22 protein-coding genes and 2 pseudogenes are annotated in these 18,583 nt (G+C 39.5%); 12 read left to right on the forward strand and 12 right to left on the reverse strand.

The genetic code is table 11. The features are described from left to right. Positions 1-82: 82 nt before the first annotated feature. The 4 genes from FTU38_RS09860 (at position 83) to FTU38_RS09875 (ending at position 3,214) form a co-directional block, all read left to right on the forward strand. Positions 83-523: an SMI1/KNR4 family protein gene (locus tag FTU38_RS09860; protein ID WP_180040067.1), complete on the forward strand. Its 441-nt coding sequence runs from the start codon at positions 83-85 to the stop codon at positions 521-523. Between the two features lie 151 nt (positions 524-674). Continuing rightward, entirely contained in the window at positions 675-1,019 is a 345-nt protein-coding gene (locus FTU38_RS09865) for a hypothetical protein (protein ID WP_078188782.1), read from the forward strand. A gap of 146 nt (positions 1,020-1,165) precedes the next feature. Beyond that, positions 1,166-1,867 (forward strand): VIT family protein, encoded by a 702-nt coding sequence (locus FTU38_RS09870; protein WP_180027050.1) that lies wholly within the window; start codon positions 1,166-1,168, stop codon positions 1,865-1,867. Positions 1,868-2,002: 135 nt separating this feature from the next. Next, positions 2,003-3,214: a YeeE/YedE family protein gene (locus FTU38_RS09875; RefSeq protein WP_180059063.1), complete on the forward strand. Its 1,212-nt coding sequence runs from the start codon at positions 2,003-2,005 to the stop codon at positions 3,212-3,214. A gap of 39 nt (positions 3,215-3,253) precedes the next feature. On the opposite strand, the gene FTU38_RS09880 is transcribed toward FTU38_RS09875, so the two are convergent. The 3 genes from FTU38_RS09880 to FTU38_RS09890 all read right to left on the reverse strand — a co-directional run bounded on the left by FTU38_RS09880 (position 3,254) and on the right by FTU38_RS09890 (position 5,889). Continuing rightward, on the reverse strand, positions 3,254-3,775 hold the full coding sequence (locus tag FTU38_RS09880; protein WP_180022261.1) for a hypothetical protein: 522 nt from the start codon (positions 3,773-3,775) through the stop codon (positions 3,254-3,256). A gap of 65 nt (positions 3,776-3,840) precedes the next feature. Continuing rightward, complete coding sequence (locus FTU38_RS09885) at positions 3,841-4,620, reverse strand: TIGR03915 family putative DNA repair protein (RefSeq protein ID WP_180022262.1); 780 nt, start codon at positions 4,618-4,620, stop codon at positions 3,841-3,843. Between the two features lie 9 nt (positions 4,621-4,629). Beyond that, on the reverse strand, positions 4,630-5,889 hold the full coding sequence (locus FTU38_RS09890; RefSeq protein WP_180040075.1) for a putative DNA modification/repair radical SAM protein: 1,260 nt from the start codon (positions 5,887-5,889) through the stop codon (positions 4,630-4,632). 215 nt (positions 5,890-6,104) lie between these two features. Here FTU38_RS09890 and FTU38_RS09895 point away from each other — a divergent pair, with 215 nt between their 5' ends. Continuing rightward, on the forward strand, positions 6,105-7,148 hold the full coding sequence (locus tag FTU38_RS09895; RefSeq protein ID WP_180027046.1) for a nitronate monooxygenase family protein: 1,044 nt from the start codon (positions 6,105-6,107) through the stop codon (positions 7,146-7,148). A gap of 154 nt (positions 7,149-7,302) precedes the next feature. Here FTU38_RS09895 and dusB read toward each other — a convergent pair whose 3' ends face one another. Further along, entirely contained in the window at positions 7,303-8,349 is a 1,047-nt protein-coding gene (dusB, locus tag FTU38_RS09900) for a tRNA dihydrouridine synthase DusB (protein ID WP_180111066.1), read from the reverse strand. A gap of 103 nt (positions 8,350-8,452) precedes the next feature. On the opposite strand from dusB, the pseudogene FTU38_RS16850 reads away from it, so the two are divergent. Next, a pseudogene (locus FTU38_RS16850) lies at positions 8,453-8,808 on the forward strand (site-specific integrase); the annotation flags it as partial. Between the two features lie 16 nt (positions 8,809-8,824). Here the strand turns inward: FTU38_RS16850 and FTU38_RS09905 are convergent. Beyond that, positions 8,825-9,172 (reverse strand): hypothetical protein, encoded by a 348-nt coding sequence (locus tag FTU38_RS09905; RefSeq protein WP_168377460.1) that lies wholly within the window; start codon positions 9,170-9,172, stop codon positions 8,825-8,827. Between the two features lie 563 nt (positions 9,173-9,735). Between FTU38_RS09905 and FTU38_RS09910 the strand changes: the two genes are divergently transcribed. Then, positions 9,736-10,110: a hypothetical protein gene (locus FTU38_RS09910; protein WP_252725778.1), complete on the forward strand. Its 375-nt coding sequence runs from the start codon at positions 9,736-9,738 to the stop codon at positions 10,108-10,110. Between the two features lie 314 nt (positions 10,111-10,424). Next, entirely contained in the window at positions 10,425-10,601 is a 177-nt protein-coding gene (locus FTU38_RS09915) for a hypothetical protein (RefSeq protein ID WP_180111067.1), read from the forward strand. 91 nt (positions 10,602-10,692) lie between these two features. Here the strand turns inward: FTU38_RS09915 and FTU38_RS09920 are convergent, their stop codons facing one another. Continuing rightward, positions 10,693-10,860, reverse strand: a complete 168-nt coding sequence (locus FTU38_RS09920) for an acyl-CoA thioesterase (RefSeq protein WP_373683444.1) — start codon at positions 10,858-10,860, stop codon at positions 10,693-10,695. Positions 10,861-11,021: 161 nt separating this feature from the next. Then, positions 11,022-11,204, reverse strand: a complete 183-nt coding sequence (locus tag FTU38_RS09925) for a hypothetical protein (protein WP_168377709.1) — start codon at positions 11,202-11,204, stop codon at positions 11,022-11,024. Positions 11,205-11,479: 275 nt separating this feature from the next. Between FTU38_RS09925 and FTU38_RS09930 the strand changes: the two genes are divergently transcribed. The 3 genes from FTU38_RS09930 (at position 11,480) to FTU38_RS09940 (ending at position 13,661) form a co-directional block, all read left to right on the forward strand. Further along, positions 11,480-12,685: a DUF1615 domain-containing protein gene (locus FTU38_RS09930; RefSeq protein ID WP_180111068.1), complete on the forward strand. Its 1,206-nt coding sequence runs from the start codon at positions 11,480-11,482 to the stop codon at positions 12,683-12,685. Beyond that, positions 12,652-13,281 (forward strand): HAD-IB family hydrolase, encoded by a 630-nt coding sequence (locus FTU38_RS09935; RefSeq protein WP_180111069.1) that lies wholly within the window; start codon positions 12,652-12,654, stop codon positions 13,279-13,281. The genes FTU38_RS09930 and FTU38_RS09935 overlap by 34 nt, the downstream gene beginning before the upstream one ends. Positions 13,282-13,457: 176 nt before the next feature. Further along, a complete protein-coding gene (locus FTU38_RS09940) occupies positions 13,458-13,661 on the forward strand; it encodes a hypothetical protein (protein ID WP_078188800.1) in 204 nt (67 codons plus the stop codon). A gap of 87 nt (positions 13,662-13,748) precedes the next feature. Here FTU38_RS09940 and FTU38_RS09945 read toward each other — a convergent pair whose 3' ends face one another. Both FTU38_RS09945 and FTU38_RS09950 read right to left on the reverse strand, forming a co-directional pair. Beyond that, a complete protein-coding gene (locus FTU38_RS09945) occupies positions 13,749-14,843 on the reverse strand; it encodes an acyl-CoA desaturase (protein ID WP_180111070.1) in 1,095 nt (364 codons plus the stop codon). A gap of 12 nt (positions 14,844-14,855) precedes the next feature. Continuing rightward, positions 14,856-15,923: a ferredoxin reductase gene (locus FTU38_RS09950; RefSeq protein WP_180111071.1), complete on the reverse strand. Its 1,068-nt coding sequence runs from the start codon at positions 15,921-15,923 to the stop codon at positions 14,856-14,858. A gap of 168 nt (positions 15,924-16,091) precedes the next feature. Here FTU38_RS09950 and fabR point away from each other — a divergent pair, with 168 nt between their 5' ends. Next, complete coding sequence (gene fabR / locus FTU38_RS09955; RefSeq protein ID WP_372491111.1) at positions 16,092-16,766, forward strand: HTH-type transcriptional repressor FabR; 675 nt, start codon at positions 16,092-16,094, stop codon at positions 16,764-16,766. Positions 16,767-16,828: 62 nt separating this feature from the next. Here the strand turns inward: fabR and FTU38_RS09960 are convergent, their stop codons facing one another. The 3 genes and pseudogenes from FTU38_RS09960 to FTU38_RS09970 all read right to left on the reverse strand — a co-directional run. Continuing rightward, positions 16,829-17,626 carry an alpha/beta fold hydrolase gene (locus tag FTU38_RS09960; protein WP_180048880.1) on the reverse strand — a complete coding sequence of 266 codons (798 nt, stop codon included), beginning with the start codon at positions 17,624-17,626 and terminating at the stop codon, positions 16,829-16,831. A gap of 106 nt (positions 17,627-17,732) precedes the next feature. Next, a complete protein-coding gene (locus FTU38_RS09965; protein WP_078193592.1) occupies positions 17,733-17,996 on the reverse strand; it encodes a PAAR domain-containing protein in 264 nt (87 codons plus the stop codon). A 479-nt stretch (positions 17,997-18,475) separates the two neighbouring features. Beyond that, positions 18,476-18,583 (reverse strand): annotated as a pseudogene (locus FTU38_RS09970) (IS5/IS1182 family transposase); the annotation flags it as partial.

Genomic DNA, 18,583 nt, shown 5'->3' on the forward strand with positions numbered 1-18,583 from the left:
AAAATAACTAGTGTAAAAAATATTGACTAAAATTTACGCCTAGCTTATTCATAAAACACCAAAATAATTTAAGAACAACATCATGCCCTTTCCATTAGACTTAAAATTTATTACTGCAACTGAAGAACAATTAGGATTTAAGTTTCCAGAAAAATATAAAGCCAAAATGCAAATTGAAAATGGTGGCGAATTCGGCATTAGCTTTTCTAGTGCGGATGAATTTGAAGATGGTGATGATATCGAAGCATGGTGGCTCTTCCCCTTCCAAGACACCAGCGATGTGAAAAGAATAAAACGTACAACGAATCATCTAGCCGCAGAACATCAATCCATAAGTAAAATTGAAGACTTCCCTGAAAACAGTATTGCAATTGCACATAACGGCGATGGCGATTATTTATTGATGCGTACGGTAGACGATACACAATTGGGGGAAGAAATATATTTATGGCGCCATGAAGACAGTGAATTTATCTATCTACTTGTGACTTCAATTGAAGAATTATTTAGTCAAAACCCTTAACGCTATAAGCATATATAAAGCCTTTTAAACTACAAAATATGCTGGATAAAATTACACTAAATCAACAATTTTTGATCGATTTTTGAATATTTTTTCAGCTAATATAAATTCAGCCCATGCTACGGGCATAACAAAAAAAGGAAAGATCAAAATGAATAAATTACTTGTTGCTTTAGGTTTGGCTGCAACTGTTGCACTTGTTGGCTGTAATAAAGACAAAGCGCCAGAAACAGGTGCAACAACTGGTGAACACCTAGAAAACGCTGCTGACCAAGCAGGCCATGACATTGCTGATGCAACTTCAGAAGCGGCAACTGCGACAGCTACTGCTGTAGATAATGCTGCAACTGCAACTGCGACAGCAGCTGACAATGCTGCAGAAAATGCTGAAGCTGCTGCACACAATGCAAAAGAAGCAGCTAAAGACGCGACTGCTGCAACTGCAGGTGCTGTTGAGCAAGGTGCAGCAAACGTGAAAGAAAAAGCTCAACAATAAGCATTCTTAAAAAAAAGCACCTTCGGGTGCTTTTTTTATATCTGTATTTTATTCAACTTACTGTTTCAATCTATTTTTAACTTGAAATTTAACTGATGTCAGGTCAATCTTATGAGGTCATATAAATAACAAATTTAGAGAAAAGAATGTCTTATTCACATCATACCGAAAAACATTTTATGGAACGTACAGGTTGGCTACGTGCATCTGTACTCGGTGCAAATGATGGCATTATCTCCGTCACTAGTTTAATTATGGGCATGGCTGCAAGTGGTGCTTCTAGCCATACCTTACTCATTACATGCATTGCAGGACTCATCTCTGGTGCAACCTCTATGGCGGCGGGCGAATATATCTCTGTGAAATCTCAAGAAGACGTCGAAAAAGCAGATCTTCACATGGAGCATAAAGAATTACAACGTAACCCAGATATGGAGCTTAAAGAGCTGACTCAAATTTATGTAAATCGTGGGTTAGAGCCGAACCTAGCACATGAAGTTGCAGTCCAATTAACTGCCCATGATGCACTAGAGGCCCATGCACGAGATGAAATTGGAATCCATGACAATACCGCAGCAAAACCCGTTCAAGCAGCACTCTCATCGGCTTTAGCATTTTCAATTGGTGCGCTATTTCCGATGGTTGCGATCTTGATCAGTGCTGACATGCATATTGAAAAAACTGTTATGGCCGTTGGCGTAATTTCCCTAGCACTCCTTGGTGCCTTGGCCAGTTATGCAGCTGGCACTTCTATGTTGAAAGGCAGTCTACGTGTTGCGCTTTGGGGCATTGCAGCCATGCTTTTTTCTAGTTGGATTGGTTCTTTATTTAATGTAAATCCAGTTTAATGCCCACTTCATCAGTTTTTTAAATATATTAAATCAATTATACACAGCAATGATTGTGTGATTTTTCAACAATATTCATTTTTACAATATATAAAAACCGTAAAATAGAGATACATTTTTTAAGCTTTTTTCTCCATGTCTGTTATTGCTACGCCAGCCAATCGATCCAATGTATCGATTTGGGTGGCTTTTGTTTTATTAATTTTAGGCACCCTTGGTGCTTATCTGGTTGTAGGCGTTAACCAAGCATTGCTATTTTTAATTGGCGGTGCTTTGGGTATGACCCTTTATCACGCATCTTTTGGTTTTACCTCAAGTTGGCGTGTCTTTATTAAAGAGCGTCGTGGTCGTGGCTTGCGTGCACAAATGATCATGTTGGCTTTGGCTGTACTGCTCTTCTTCCCTGCTTTAGGTGCGGGTGAATTATTTGGCAACCCAGTCAAAGGTAACGTTAATCCTGTTTCAATGTCCGTGATGATCGGTGCCTTTATTTTTGGTATTGGTATGCAAGTCGGCGGAGGCTGTGCATCAGGTACACTGTACACTGTGGGCGCTGGTAGCGCACGTATGATTGTAACGTTGATCTTTTTCTGTACAGGTTCACTGATTGCAACTTCACATATTCAATGGTGGTTTGACCTTCCCCACTTTGAGCCGATTTCTTTAGTCAAAAGCTTTGGTGTAGTTCCTGCACTGGCATTAAACTTTGTAGTTTTTGCAATCATTGCAGCAGCAACAGTTTACTTTGAAAAGAAACGCCATGGTCAGCTTGAAGTTGAGCCGCAAGCTAACCAACACGGCTGGAAACGCTTTCTACGTGGTCCATGGCCATTGGTTTGGGGCGGAATTATCCTGACTTTACTAAACTTTGCCACACTCGCACTTGCAGGCCGTCCTTGGGGCGTGACCTCTGCCTTAGCCGTTTGGGCAGCAAAATCAGCAAGTATCATGGGGATCGATGTTGCATCTTGGGCATATTGGCAGCAACCTGCGAATGCCAAAGCACTGACCGAATCATTATGGTTTGATATCACGTCGATGATGAATTTCGGCATCATGCTCGGTGCATTACTCGCAGCGAGCCTAGCAGGCAAATTTGCACCGAACTTTAATATCCCAAAACGCTCACTGCTAGCGGCGGTTATCGGTGGTTTGATGTTAGGTTATGGCGCACGTTTAGCATACGGCTGTAACATTGGAGCGTATTTCAGCGGTATTGCTTCAGGTAGTTTGCATGGCTGGTTATGGTTAGTATTTGCCTTCATTGGGAACGGTATCGGCGTCAAATTACGCCCAATCTTCTTCCCTGGCGAACGTCCACAACCTGAAAAATTAACAGGCTGCTAATTTCTGTAAATAAAAAGCCCCTCAAATGAGGGGCTTTTTTTAATCTGCTAGTGCAGCTTTTAGATTACAACCATATTGCATGGTTTCTTGTGCATGCTTGTATGTGGTATAGCGGTTGATAATAAAATCATAAAATTGGTCTGTATTCGCAAATACCTGACTCAAATCTTCGTTTGCGGCATTTGGCAGTTTAACGTCTTTCACCAAGGCTAAGTTCACATGTCCGAGATGATACATTTCAGAAAAATAATGATTCATTACTTCGCAATAGGCAATTTTGGAGCTTTTTAAAGCGGTATTGGCAACAAAATGCTGATTTAAAGTTTTTAAGTTCTGAACATCTAAAGCGGATTGATCTGAAAAAGCCATACTTTCTACTTTTTTTAGTTGGCTAAAATCAGCTGCTAGAGTCTGATTTAATTGTTCAAAGCGTTGTTGTAATCCCGCTGTATCGGCAACTTGATAACTTTGCGGATTGAATGTTTTCTTTTCTTGTTCATTTGCAGAACACGCCGTGAGCGTCATTGCCGTCAGAACGGTTGTAACAAGAAATAATTTCATCAAAGTCTCACTTAAACAATCAAAAGCTCGATCATTATGCCCGAAAACAACTAGATGATTCGCACCTAAATCGCTTTTTCATTCAGATAACGCCAATAACGACGTGGCACATACTGCACATGTAATTTCATATTACGTCGGGCTTCAATATTGACACTTCTAAAATAATCTTTCCAAAGCTGATCATATAAAACTTCCTCATCATCCAGTTCGATATTGAAAGATTGACTATGGCCTGACTGTATTTGCCCATCTATGGTTGTGGCATCCATATCCGCTTGATGCACCTGCTGTAGATCATAGTAAATGCCGTAGCTGCGTTTTTCATCGTAAATCAACCAACGTTGATCTTGATAGCGTGATTTGAAATGCCGTTCGATCAAAGGCAATACATTAAAGTCAGGTGAGACTAAACTGATAAACAAGCCATCCTGACATTTTTTAAAACGCACAAAAGCTTCCATTCGGTGCTTTTCACGCCCCACTTGCTTCGCCCACTGACTCATCCCTAATACATCAGCATGACCATAGTTTTTAGACACATCACGCTGTTGCTGGAACGCATAAATCGCAAAATTAAAACAATGTTGAAAAGCCTGCTGCTGCTCGGATAAAAACGCATAATAAAACTGCTTCAAAGCACTTTCAGATGCTTTAAGCTTTAATCCTTGCCATACCCGCTGTGCTTGTTCATCGTGACTAGCCACATCAATGACTTCGGCGAAAAGACCTGCCTGCACTTGCCCATCTGTACAAATCTGAATGTCAAATTGCTTAAATTGAAAGGCCCGAAAAACACAACTTAACAATCCTGTCATCGTGCCATCAAAGACATAAATACTCACGACTGTATCCTAAAAACCTAAGTTCAATTGTGGAGAAATTTGCTGCGTATATTTCGACTGGCCACTTTGCAAGATCTGCTGACGTATTTGATGTGGCTGTTGATCTCGAATAAATTTTGGAGAATCTTCACAGCGTATAAAATGTTGTGCTCTGTTGTAGGAAATACCCATACGTTTTAATTGGTCGATATGGATTTTCCCAAAACGTCGTGCTTGAACAATTTTTTGAGCAGAACGTACACCAATACCCGGCACACGTAAGATCATTTGATATTCAGCACGATTGATATCCACGGGAAATTGCTCGGGATGACGCAGTGCCCACGCTAATTTAGGGTCAATATCCAATTCTAAATTTGGATGCTCTTCATCGACCAATTCCGTCGCTTCAAACCCATAAAAACGCATCAACCAATCACTTTGATACAGCCGATTTTCTCGTAATAAAGGTGGCGCAGACCCCACAGCTGGCAGCGCACGCTCCTCTTCATTAATTGGAATATAACCCGAGTAATACACACGCTTGAGCTTAAACTCTTTGTAATGACGGTCTGCCATCAGTATGACATCACGGTCAGACTCTTGATGTGCGCCCACCACCATTTGCGTCGTTTGTCCTGCGGGTACAAATTTAGGAACTGTGCGTATTATTTTTCGTTCATCTTTGAATTGAATCAAACGATCTCGCACGATACCTAAGTCTTTTTGGACTTCAACATGACTTTTTTCAGGTGCAAATTTTTTTAAACCATCTTCTGTCGGCATTTCCAAATTAATGCTCATACGGTCGACATATAAACCTGCTTCGGTAATGATTTCCTGAGATGCCCCCGGAATGGTCTTCAGATGAATATAACCATTAAAATTTTCTTCTAAACGCAGTTTTTTTACCACCTGCAACATACGTTCCATGGTGTAATCCGCCGATTTAAAAATCCCCGAACTTAAAAATAGCCCCTCAATATAGTTCCGACGATAAAAATTCATGGTCAAATCGACCACTTCCTGTACCGTAAATGCTGCGCGCTTTACGTCGTTACTTCGACGGGACACACAATATGCGCAGTCAAAAATACAGACATTGGAAAATAGAATTTTTAATAACGAAACACAGCGACCATCTTCGGTATAGCTATGGCAAATGCCGTTTCCAGTATTACCCAGACCTTTGTCTTTATTTTGGCGCTTGCTACCACTCGAAGAACATGAGACATCATATTTGGCAGCATCGGCTAAAATTTGCAGTTTTTCACGGATACGTTCAGACATAGGAGAGTTTTAAAACTTAAAATGATCAGAGCATTAATTTTAATAGGATCAACCTCAAAAGTCGGGTCATACATCATCAATACGACATAAGGTGTCGCTTAATTTTAAGCACAGCATTGGTGCAGGCTCCAGGCCATTTCGATATGAAATAACGAATATTATTTGCTTAATTTCACTCGCTTGGGCAAAGTAATTAGAGTGATTGGAGTATGCACATGACTTTATTAGAAAAACTTGGCATCAAACACCCTATATTTCTTGCCCCGATGGCAGGTGTTTCTACACCTGAGCTTGCTGCAGAGGTGTCAAATCAAGGTGGACTTGGTTCACTGGGTTTAGGTGCAAGCAGTGTTGAGAATGCACGTCAGCAAATATTACAAACTCAAGAACTTACTGACCAACCTTTTCAGGTCAATTTTTTTTGTCATGACACTGTAGAACTCGATGAACAAGTTGCTGCTAAATGGATCATGCAATTTAAGTCACGCTTTGCCCAATATAATGCAGAAGCTCCAGAAGCACTCAACTGTATTTATCCAAGCTTTAAAGACAATGACCAGTTTCTAAACCTCGTATTGGAAACGCGCCCTAAAGCGGTGAGTTTTCATTTTGGCATTCCGCACCCACATCAAATTCAGGCCTTAAAACAAGCGGGTATTTTGACTCTAGTTTCTGCAACCAATTTAGCAGAAGCTAAACTGATTGAAGCTGCGGGTATTGATATCGTGATTGCTCAAGGTATTGAAGCTGGTGGTCACCGTGGCATTTTCAATGAAAACTTCGATAGCAGCGTTAAAACTCGTGACTTGGTTCAGCTCTTGAAACGCCATATTCAATGCCCCGTTGTTGCAGCTGGTGGCATTATGAATGGACATCAGGCCTATCAAATTATGGAGTTGGGTGCAGATGCTGTTCAACTGGGCACTGCTTTTGTGCAATGCAAAACATCAAATGCCAATGAGGCTTATCGCAAAGCACTATTTGATGCGCCCATCACGCAGATTACATCAAGTATTTCAGGCCGGCCTGCACGTGGCATTATCAATAACTGGCACACAGATATTGATACGCCGACTCGCCCAACCGTTCCGGCTTACCCATATAGCTATGATTTAGGCAAACAATTACATGCAGCAGCCAGCAAGCATGGCGTACATGAATATGGTGCATTTTGGGCGGGAACCAACGTCTCTCAAATACGTGAATTGGAAGCACCTGACTTGATCAATCAATTGGTTTTAGAAATGCGCTTTAACTAATACTTAGCTCAACGCGTCATTCAAACATGAATGCCTATAAAAAGCCCTCAACATTGAGGGCTTTTTATTATGTACATATTTCAAATCAATCTAACTAACTTAAAGCAGCCTACTTTGTATCGAATTGCACAGATTCATTTCGTTTGGCTTTAAGTTATTTGGTTTCAAGCAAATTGACCTGATCAACTTGAACATCACTCATGATCTGACCATGATCGAGTAGGTGATTGAAATAGTCCTCGACGACTTTATATTGATCTGCTGTAGATTCAACTTTATACATATTTTGGCGGAACTCATTACTAGAACGTAAACCTTTGGTGTACCAAGCAATATGTTTACGCGAAATTCGACAACCTGAATATTCACCATAAAAACCATACAATTCAGACAAATGTCCGAGCAGTACGTCACGAACTTCCATAATACTTGGTGCAGCCATATGTTCACCTGTCGTCAGGTAATGTCCTATTTCACGGAATATCCATGGGCGACCTTGAGCTGCGCGACCAATCATGACTGCATCGGCACCAGTATAATCCAATACATATTTGGCTTTTTCAGGTGTATCAATATCACCATTGGCAATCACAGGAATATTGATCAACGATTTCACATCTTTAATTAAGCTATAACGCGCCGTATTCAGATACATATCTTCACGTGTACGACCATGAAGCGCCAATGCAGCAATCCCAGCTTCTTCGGCACGCTTCGCAACGCGCATAATGTTTTCATGACCATTGAGATAGCCCAAACGGGTTTTTAAGGTCACAGGCACATCAACTGCTTCGACCACAGCATCTAAAATACGAGCCACCAAGTCTTCATCTTTGAGCAGCGCAGAACCTGCCAACTTATTACAAACTTTCTTCGCCGGACATCCCATATTAATGTCGACAATTTGCGCACCATTTGCCACTTGATAGCGAGCGGCTTCAGCCAGTTCAGCTGGATCTGACCCTGCAATTTGAGCTGAGATAGGTGCTATCTCACCATCAAAATTGGCACGATAAAGACTCTTTTTACTCATGCGTAAGGTCTTATCTGCCGTCATCATTTCACTGACAGCATGACCTGCGCCAAAGTATTTGCAAAGTGTACGAAATGGGCGATCTGTAACCCCTGCCATAGGTGCCACCCATAGTTTTCTCTCGATGGGACGATCGAATAATTCTTGAATGACATTGTTTTTACTCAAAATCTTTTAACCTCGTTTAACTTCGTTTAGTCGCTTCGTATTGACTTTTAATGCTCTTTAGTTGCAACCTATTTGCACCACGAAATTTCAATGTTGCAAATTTATAGGTACAGTCACTAAGCGACAAACAAAAGACGGTACAACTCGGTATAGAGCTCAAGTCCGCGTACAACTTCAAGGCTCCCCAGAATTCAAGCAATCCAAAACATTTAGCTAAAAGTCTTTGGCTGATGAGTGGATTAAACGCGCAGAGGCAGAAATTGAATTGCACCCTGAAAAAATGTTGAACCCTGAGGTGCAACTTAAGCAAAAACACTCAGAGAATTCATATTTCAGTATTTGGATGAGGCGGACAGTTTTGCTAGGACAAAAACAGGAGCACTACAGCATATCGCTAGTTTAGATATTTCTGAAAAGAATATCTATTATTTAACGCGACAAGACTTTTCTGATTACGCCGCTTCTTATAAAAGTATTAATCTTTCTGAACACCAACATTATCTGCATCAAATTCTAATGACATTTTCTCATATAGCTTGCTTTCAGCTGCATCTAAGCGAGCTTTTGCGGCAGCTAATGGTTTCCGGTAATAAAGATAGCTTTTCATATCTTTATCACAGCTATCCAGTTTTTCCTCACAATCACTATCATTCCTTTTGGCTTCTCTAGACTCTCTGATTATTCTGTTGTAATTATTTTTGGCTTCGTACCATTTAAATTCAATTACATTATGAGCATTTGATGGTTCATCTTTAGCATAGCAGTTCACTGATGCTAGGAAGCAAATTGTTATTCCGTTAATAATTTTGGTTAGATAATGCACTTTTGATGCTCGTTAAATTGGATGTTATTGTAAATAGTAACGTAATCTAACCCACCTGCCATAGGTGCCACCCACAGTTTTCTCTCGATGGGACGATCGAATAATTCTTGAATGACAGGATGTTGACTCAATGTTTTAACCTCTAGCTATATTTAGCAAATGATACCCGAACCACATTCGAAATCTTCCAAGCCACTTTTACAATGCAAAATTCAAATCTATGTTCGCAAAATCTGTTGAGCGTAAAAACGTTTCATGGCAATGATTACGCAATTGAATGATGACAATGAACATCAACATCGTTCAACGCTTAAATTGAGGAATTTGAAGCTTCGGAATTGGACGGCAAATTTGCAATGCGATAGTTTAGTAATTCCAAACAAAAATTTCTACGCTTTTGCTTAAGAGTCGTTGAAACTTATGCATCATCCATGTAGTTAACACACTATCGATTCAACATCAGACTTTCTGCGTATCTGCCCGTACAGGTGTTACTATAGAGGGATACTGCTAAAATCATTGAAAACTTAAATCTATAAATTCACATCAGTGAGTTGAACTTTATGAAAAAATTGAAAATTCTCTCTTTTATATTTTTCGCTACCATATTGACTGCCTGCCAACAACCCAATGACGATGCGGCTGCAGCTGAAAGCCAAAACGCTGATTTAACAACGGAACAAGCGACTCAACAATTTGAGCAGTCAGATGCGCAAATCAGTCAATACCTTGATGTTTTAGATGCTCCAAGTACATCGATCAAGGAAAAAACCCAAGTCTTATGTCATGACTACCCTCATGAATATAAAACTAACTACATGCCTGCCATGCTCAAACTCGCAGCCCAAGACTATACTCAAGATAAAATGTTGAATGATTTGAAGATTGCACAGGACTATTACAAAGAAAAACTCAAAATTGAATGCCCTGCTGAATAATCTCCCTTTCATCATGGCGTCACAATTGTGCGATAAATTGTTATTAAGCGAAAAGTGTGTAAGTTTCGCTGTAATAACAATGTAAAATACACTTCCCGATTTATTCGGGTTTTTCTTTTTAAAGCCTTTCAAATATTAAACGACATTTGAATGACACATATTATTTTGTAATGGATTTCAAACTATTGATTTAATATGATAATTTTTCGCATGTGTTCACAATCTAGACACATAACAACTCATTTTAATTACACTTTTATCATGATTAATACATTAAGTTGTTTTTTCCAAAAAAATAGACTGAAAATTGAATCATGAAAACTTTAAACAAAGTACTTTTCGCTACACTTATCTCTGCTGCTGCTGCTGCTGCAACTACATTTGCTGCTGAAGAACAAAAAGTTGAAGCTGCTGCATCTGAAGTTCAAACAACTGAAGTTGCTCAAGATGCAACTGAAGCGGCTCCTGCTTCTGAAGCTGTTGCAAAATAATTGAGCAAAAATTTAAAAGCCCACAGATTGTGGGTTTTTAAATTCACAGACATTTTAGATCTGTCGCAGCTTTCAATGAATTTGATTTCAATTATTTAAAATATAAACGTTGAATTTGACGTGCCCGCCGGTTTAAACCCAATACTTTTTTTCTTTGTAAAATGTCTTCTTCACTAAATCCCAAGTGCTGGATTAATTCAGACATAGCTAAATCTGCATGTTCGATCAACACGGCATCTTGTTCAGTTGACCAAATCACGTTTGATACCTTTAATTTGTGCTGGCGTTTTAAATTTCTCATTTGCACAGTATAAAATACTTTAGACACATCAACAAAAAGCCCACCCGATGTGAGCTTTTTGCACAGACTGAGTATTCATCATCTATTGGATTGAAATATAGATTTACTGAACGATGATGTTAAAGATTTTCATCCTTCGTGATCATCACTGAGGTTAAAATTGGAACGGCAAAACAAGGTAGTAAGAGTAAGATCCAATATTCCACCATCGGTTTAGCCACAACAAAGTTAATAATGATTGCCCCCAATACCATAACTAACGCAATCAAACCCAAGAAACGACTGAAAAATTTAGCTGGCATAATAATTCCCTTAAAAAATTATGGATTTCAGCTAGTATATACCTTCATTTTTATAATCTGTTGAAAATGATATTGGAATATTCATCTATTTAGCTCAAAAAGCATTCTTTTTCCAATCATCCTGACAGAACTGCTTGTTTTTACACGCGTAGATCTCCATAAATAGATTGACAGTCCCCTATGAGGCATATACATATTTATTCATTACTTATGTATTTTGCATAGTATACTGCTCTTGCTTTGTCGCCCCCATATGGCTGAGTTTATTGGAAAATATGAACAAAACTTTTTCGACCACATTATGCTTTAAATCCCTTTATGTACTGGCTTTATCCATTGGCTTGGCTGCCTGTGGTAATGGTTCATGGTGGAGCAAAGATGAACCCACTATGGAAGCAGAACAGATTAAAAAAGCCATTCCACCTCGCGTGAATGAACGTCTTTCATGGGCCAATGATATCTATGACATTAGTGATCAGCTCGGTATTCCGACCACGAAAGAAAATGTCTGTACGATTGTTGCTGTGGTCGATCAAGAGTCCAATTTTGTTGCTGACCCACATGTGCCGGGACTCGGTGAAAAAGCCGTTAAAGAAGTTCAAGATCGTCTTGAAGAAAAGTTTAAAGATAAATTGGGTGATGGCATCGGTGGTACAGTCGCTGGCTATTTCCAAGATGTGTTAAAAAATCAGCCAAGTCCAGAAGATAACTATTTGAGCCAAATGCGCCGTGTTCAAACTGAACGTGAACTAGACGAACTATATCGTGAAATTTTTGACTATATGTCTAAACATTATCACGTGAGTGCATTAACAGGCGCAGCGAAACTGGTTGGACAAGATATTGGTGAAAAGCTCAACCCAATTACCACTTTGGGTTCGATGCAAGTCCATATAGGCTATGCCAAAGACCACAAACGCCAAGGTGGAAATATTGCTGCACTGCGTACAGACATGTATAGCCAATATGGCGGTTTGTATTATGGCATCCACCGTTTAATGATGTATCCAGCTGAATATGACAAACCAATTTATCGTTTTGCAGATTATAACTCGGGTCGTTATTCGAGTCGTAATGCGGCATTCCAAAGCATGTTAAATGACTTAACCCCTGCTGAGCTCGGCTTAGATGGTGACCTCTTGCTTTATAATAAAGATGGTTCTCCACGTTCAGCAAAAAGCCAGTCTGAAACCGCGCTGATTGCCGTTTTTGCAGAAAACAATGTGATCGCGACGCCACGTCAAATTCGTTCAGATCTTAAAAAAGAAAAAGATCAGGACTTTGAAGATACTTTGACGTATAAAGCGGTCAAAAAGTTGTACCAAGAAAAGACTGGTAAAGAACCGTTTTATGCAATGATGCCTGAAGTCGTAATTTCGGGGCCGAAATTAAGCCGTGATTACAATACCAATTGGTTTGCCACACGAGTCGATGGACGTTATCAAACATGCATGCGCCGCATCAAAAATCTAAAACTCTAGCCTTATTTGATTTTGACGGTACCCTGTGTAACAAAGACAGTTTTACAGGGTTCATCTTCTATTCTCTGCCTAAACGGCATATCGTGCGCCAAGGGATTAAAATTCTCCCTTGGATTCAAGGCTATTATCTCAAGCTATATCCTGCACATGCAATGCGTCCTCGCCTATATGCCGCAATGTTTAGCCAAGCCAACCATGAGCAGGTTTTAAATCAAGCAGCGCAATATGCTGAACATTTGATGGCAGAACTCAATCCTTCACTGTATGAACAATTACAGCAACACCAAATACGCGGTCATGAGGTCGTATTGGTTTCTGCCTCAGTCGATTTATATCTTAAACCTGTGGCTGAAAAGCTCGGGGTCAAACTGATCTGCACTGAAACTGCAACCAATAACCAAATGCTGACTGGTTTGTATCAAACCTTAGACTGTAGTGGTGAGCAAAAGAAAATTCGAGTTTTGGAGCAATTTAACCTTCAAGACTATGAGCAGGTATATGCCTATGGAAATAGCGATGAAGACCTCGCTATGTTTGAATTGGCCACCCACCATTTCATGAATGGACAGGATAAGTGCCTACCTGAACTCGACTAAAGTCGAGTGATTTAGTTTGGTTTATTAATCAAAGTTAACAATCACAAACTTAAATTTAAGTCGCTCTAATATATGATTAAATTTTGAAAATTCTGCTTTTATTTTGACTTTATAGTGTGCTATTTTTCTCATTAATTAGAAATAATGCGGTCAAATATTAAAAGCGGGAAAAGAATATGAATCAATTCAATCCACCGAAATATGTCAAAGGCCTCCATATTAAATTTGGCGAAAATCCATTTGTTCTCCTTGCTCAATTTGCCTTCTCAGCCACTCGCCAGATGTGGACGAAAGAAGAAATTGAATTGGTCATTCGTATGGCTAAAAAAGGAAATTATATGAATTTGATTAAGATCCTCAAATTACATATCAAAAAGTAAAATAGATATTTCCCCCAAAGTTAATATGAAAAAAGCCATGTAAATGCATGGCTTTTTTTTGATTCAGCAACTCAAGCCTAGCTTTTATTACTTTTTAAATGGAAACGCATATTTCACAATACGTTTGATAACACTGCCGTACTGTTTCACCAAGCTTGCGTTATTATAGTTCAAACCATATTTTTCACATACCGCCTGTACTTTTGGCGCCATTTTACGATAACGACGCGCAGGAACATCTGGGTATAAATGGTGTTCGATCTGATGGCTTAAATGCCCTGTCAAAATATGAAATGCTTCTGAACCGGTAAGGTTTGAAGAACCACGAATTTGACGCATGTACCAATGTCCACGGCTTTCATTTTCAAGTACTTTTTTCGGGAAAACTTCAACATCTTTGGTGAAGTGACCACAGAAAATAATACTAAACGTCCAAATGTTACGAAGACCATTCGCAACGAGGTTCCCTGTGAGCACAGGTAATGCTGCAGGCCCTGCAATAAGCGGGAAGAACAAATAGTCTTTAAATAATTGCTTGCCGATTTTGGCTTGCATTGGCTTCCATTCTTCTTTGGTCTGCTGTTTTGTTTTGCGACCTTTAAAGTATTTACCCAATTCAAGGTTTTGAATGGCAACACCCCATTGGAACAATAAGCAAAATGGAATGCTATAAATCGGTTGTAATAAATAGCCCGGCTTCCAACGCTGTTCTGGGAATAAACGAACGAGACCATAACCAATATCATCATCCATACCTTTAATGTTGGTATAGGTATGATGTTTAAAATTGTGAGTTTGGCGCCAGTTATCTGCAGTACCCACGATATCCCATTCATAAGTCTGACCATTGAATTTAGGATCATTCATCCAGTCATATTGACCATGCATGACATTATGACCTAATTCCATGTTTTCCATGATTTTGGCAAAACCTAAAAGACCTGTGCCTAAAATCCATGCTGGCGGAAACCAACCTGCAAACAATAATGCACGACCCGCCATAGATGAATATCGAATGGTCGAATACACACGGCGAATGTATTTCGCATCCTTTTCACCTAAGTCATCTAAAACTTCTTGCTTAATCGCGTCAAGCTCACGCGCAAGTTCATCTAATTGCGATTGGGTTAACTCACGGTTTTTAGGATTTTTAAAATATTCAATTTTTACAGGCATGTTCATATTTTTTCTACCTTATAAATCAATAACGAGATCTGACTGTGCTGAGTTCACACAAATTTTCAGTAAATTACCCGGTTCTGTATTTTGGCTACCATTGACCATATTTTTAGTCGAACCTTCAACTTTGTTGCAGGCACATTTATTACAAATGCCCATACGGCAACCGTGATTTGGTTTGATATTTTGCTGTTCAAGACTGGCTAAAATTGATTGGCCTTTTGGGATACTGACGGTTTTATTGGATTGTGTAAGCGTGACATTCACAAAGCCAATGTCATCCGTTTCAATTGGGCTCATGCTAAATGCTTCACTCATAAAGCATTGTGCATGATCAAATAACGCTTCGGCCTGAGTGACGAAACCCGATGGACCACATGCAAACACAGTACTGTGCTCAATGTCGTCAAATTGAGCAGCGTGAGAGGCATTTAATCGTGGATCGGGAACATCTTCTTGGGTAAAGAAAATTTGAAATTTAAAGTTTGGATATTGATTTGCCAAAGCTTCGAAGCGTAATTTGAATGCAGCATCATCGTGATACTTAACCCAATACATTAACTGAATTGGTTGCTCCGCAATTTGCTTAGTTTTGCTCATCCCTTTCAACAAACTCAACATTGGCGTAATACCACTACCCGCAGCCAATAGTAGCAAGGGTGTAGAATTTGACACCAAAGTCATATCACCAAAAGGCTGACCAAATTCTAAGATGTCACCAACTTGTGCTTGTTCTACCAGCCAAGTACTCACAATACCCGTATTCACTTTTTTTACGCTAAGCAATACGTGTTGATCATCTAACTGAGTCAAACTATAAGTACGTTCGTAACGGATCCCATTTACACGAGCAAAAACAGGATGATGCTGACCAGCTTCACCCATTTTAAACAAACGGTTCACCTGTATAGTTAGGCTGACCATCTCATTTGCTGCATTTTCTTTTTGTACAATTTTGCCGAGAGCCTGATTACCAGACCATAACGGATTAAATTTCTGCAACCAGAAATTTACCGCATTGACGTCTACAACACTGTCTTTGAGTGCGTTTAAAGGCTTTTTCGCTTTTTCGAGTACATGCATAATCAAATACAACTCATGGGAGGTTTTTAATTATTATACACATGTATATATATTTGTATATACGATTGTACATTTAATCGACATTTTCACAAAAGCTATTAGCAGACGCTATAATATGTTAATGTTTTTAATCTATTAAAAAATATGACTCAGTCTGCACAGACGAATATGGTTAACATGTACCAGGAAGAATTACATTCTGAAGCTGAAACTCCACTTGCAGTTCGCACTGTAGGCCGTAAAGCAACGATTACTAAGGAAGAACTGTTTCAGGCAGCGCTTAATTTAATTGGTCCACAAAAAAGTATTTCATCACTGAGTTTGCGTGAAGTTGCACGTGAAGCTGGCATTGCTCCAAATAGTTTTTATCGTCACTTCAAAGATATTGATGAATTAGCCATTGAGTTGATTGATCGAGCTGGTGGTGTGTTACGTCAAATTTTGCATGAAGCACGCCTTCAGGCATCACGCCAAAGCAGTATTATTCGTAGTTCAGTTGAAGTATTTATTCAGCAGCTAGATGCCGATGAAGGCAACTTAAGCCTTTTACTTCGTGAAGGCTATACTGGTTCGCATTCCTATAAAAATGCAGTTGAGCGTCAACTTAACTATTTCCAACAAGAATTAAGAGAAGATTTAATCGTCCTAGAACGTTTAAATCAAAGCAAGTTGGCTCATCCTGACATCGTGGCACGTGGTATTACCCAATTGGTGTTTAACATGGGTGCAAAAGTCATTGATCTACCGACAGAACAACGCAAAGAAGTTGCCGAACAAACCATGATTATGATTCGTATGATCCTGGAAGGCGCTCGCCATTTAGATGAAGCACAGATTCGCTAAAAATTAACGGTCAAAAAAAGGAGACGTTCAGGTCTCCTTTTTTATGAGCAAAATTTATTTTTCTAATGCTGTAAGTACTGCATGACGTGTAGCGCTGTCTGTTTCGGCTGCTCAAGTGGAAACATGTGCCCACCTTCAACTACACTATAATCTATACCATAGGTTTTCTTCATTCCGTCAGGCAAACCTTGTTTATAAAAATGGCTGTTATCTGCGGTGATAAGGTGTACAGGCATTTGAGGGGCTTTTCGTGGAGTACGCCACCACCATGCAGGCACTGTACGGAAGATTTGCGCTTCCACGGCTTTTGGAATGCTGAGGGTCACGCCACCGCGTTTTTCATCAGCGCGAACACCTTGTGCAAAATAATCCTCAAAACATTGCGGATCAAAACTTTTAAATAAACGATTATTCCGTAGTGCCGTATAGGCTTCATCCAAATTTGGCCAATGGTCATTACGCTTCAATGTAATTGCCGCCGGGGTAAGTTTATCGACAGCTTTGAGCTTTAATTTTTGCATACCTTCAAAAATGGCAGACTTAGGACCGATTACGAAAGGTGGATCCATAATAATCAGTTGTGAAAACAAATCTGGACGTTTATAAGCCGCCATAAGGGTGACTAAAGAGCCAAAAGAATGCCCAAGCCCAATCACTTTTTGTTTTGGAAATTGGTGCTCGATATCTGCTATGACTTGATCGACCAAATATCGCCAATCTTTGGTGATCGGATAGCGCTCATCCATACCAATAAGCGGAATCACCTTCACATCAAATTGCGGTGCAAAGTAGGATAAAAACTTTCGATAACTTGCAGCAGGAATACCATTGGCATGGGTAAAATGGATCGCGCTTTTCATCTAAAACTCATCCAATCAACTGATGATGCCACATCATAAAGAGATCAATACGATTTAAACAGGACTCAATGAGTTTATCTAGATGACCTCAAAGTCAGTTTGCAGATTATTTTTGTGAACCGACCATTGATTGATTCGGTAAAAATGTTGCGCCACAAGTGGTTTTATCTCCAGCAACCACAACACCTCGCCCCTTTACCGTTGTACTTTGATCTGCCGCGATCGCAGCCACAGTCGAATTACATTTCGGGCAATAATGTTTCATGCCGTTTAAATGCACCGCAATACCATTAATCACAAATGAAGGTTCACATTCTGAAACCACACCACCGTGTGACGTTTTACTACCTAAGGTAATTAAGGATTTCATATTTTTATTTTCTTCTAACGAACTGCTGAAATTTGAAGCATTTTAACGGAACTACCCACAACTCGCTAGCATCGACGTATAAATTTAACCAAGCCAAAACTTTACTTAACTAAAGCATCAAAACACGACATTAAGACAGTTCGTGATCAATCATTTGAATATGATGCTATCTCTGTATGTCAGAATACATTTAATCATTTCACTTTCATAATTCAATCGACATCAATCACGACAGCTTATGTCGCGATGCCGATTCTTTTACTAATCAAAGCATGTATATTGGGTATCGCAATGAGCATGAAGCGTAGCACCCTATTTTACAATTTCAGTATTTAACTGAGCTTCGAATCAGAAAATGGCGCTTTTCTACGCCATGATTAACTTTAGAACGTTCATAGACTGAACACATTATCCAAAACCATTTTTAGAAAATTTTAGATTCGAAACGTAGCACCATTTCATTAGATTTCTTTCATAAGTCATTTTTCACTCAGCTCTAAGTTATAAATTCCAGCAATTAGATTGAATCTCAATGCTAGTCTTTTGCCTCGATTGCGATATCGCTCAGCAAGAATTTTGAAGGTTTT

This window comes from Acinetobacter sp. YH12098 (assembly GCF_013419235.1).
Classification (GTDB): domain Bacteria; phylum Pseudomonadota; class Gammaproteobacteria; order Pseudomonadales; family Moraxellaceae; genus Acinetobacter; species Acinetobacter amyesii.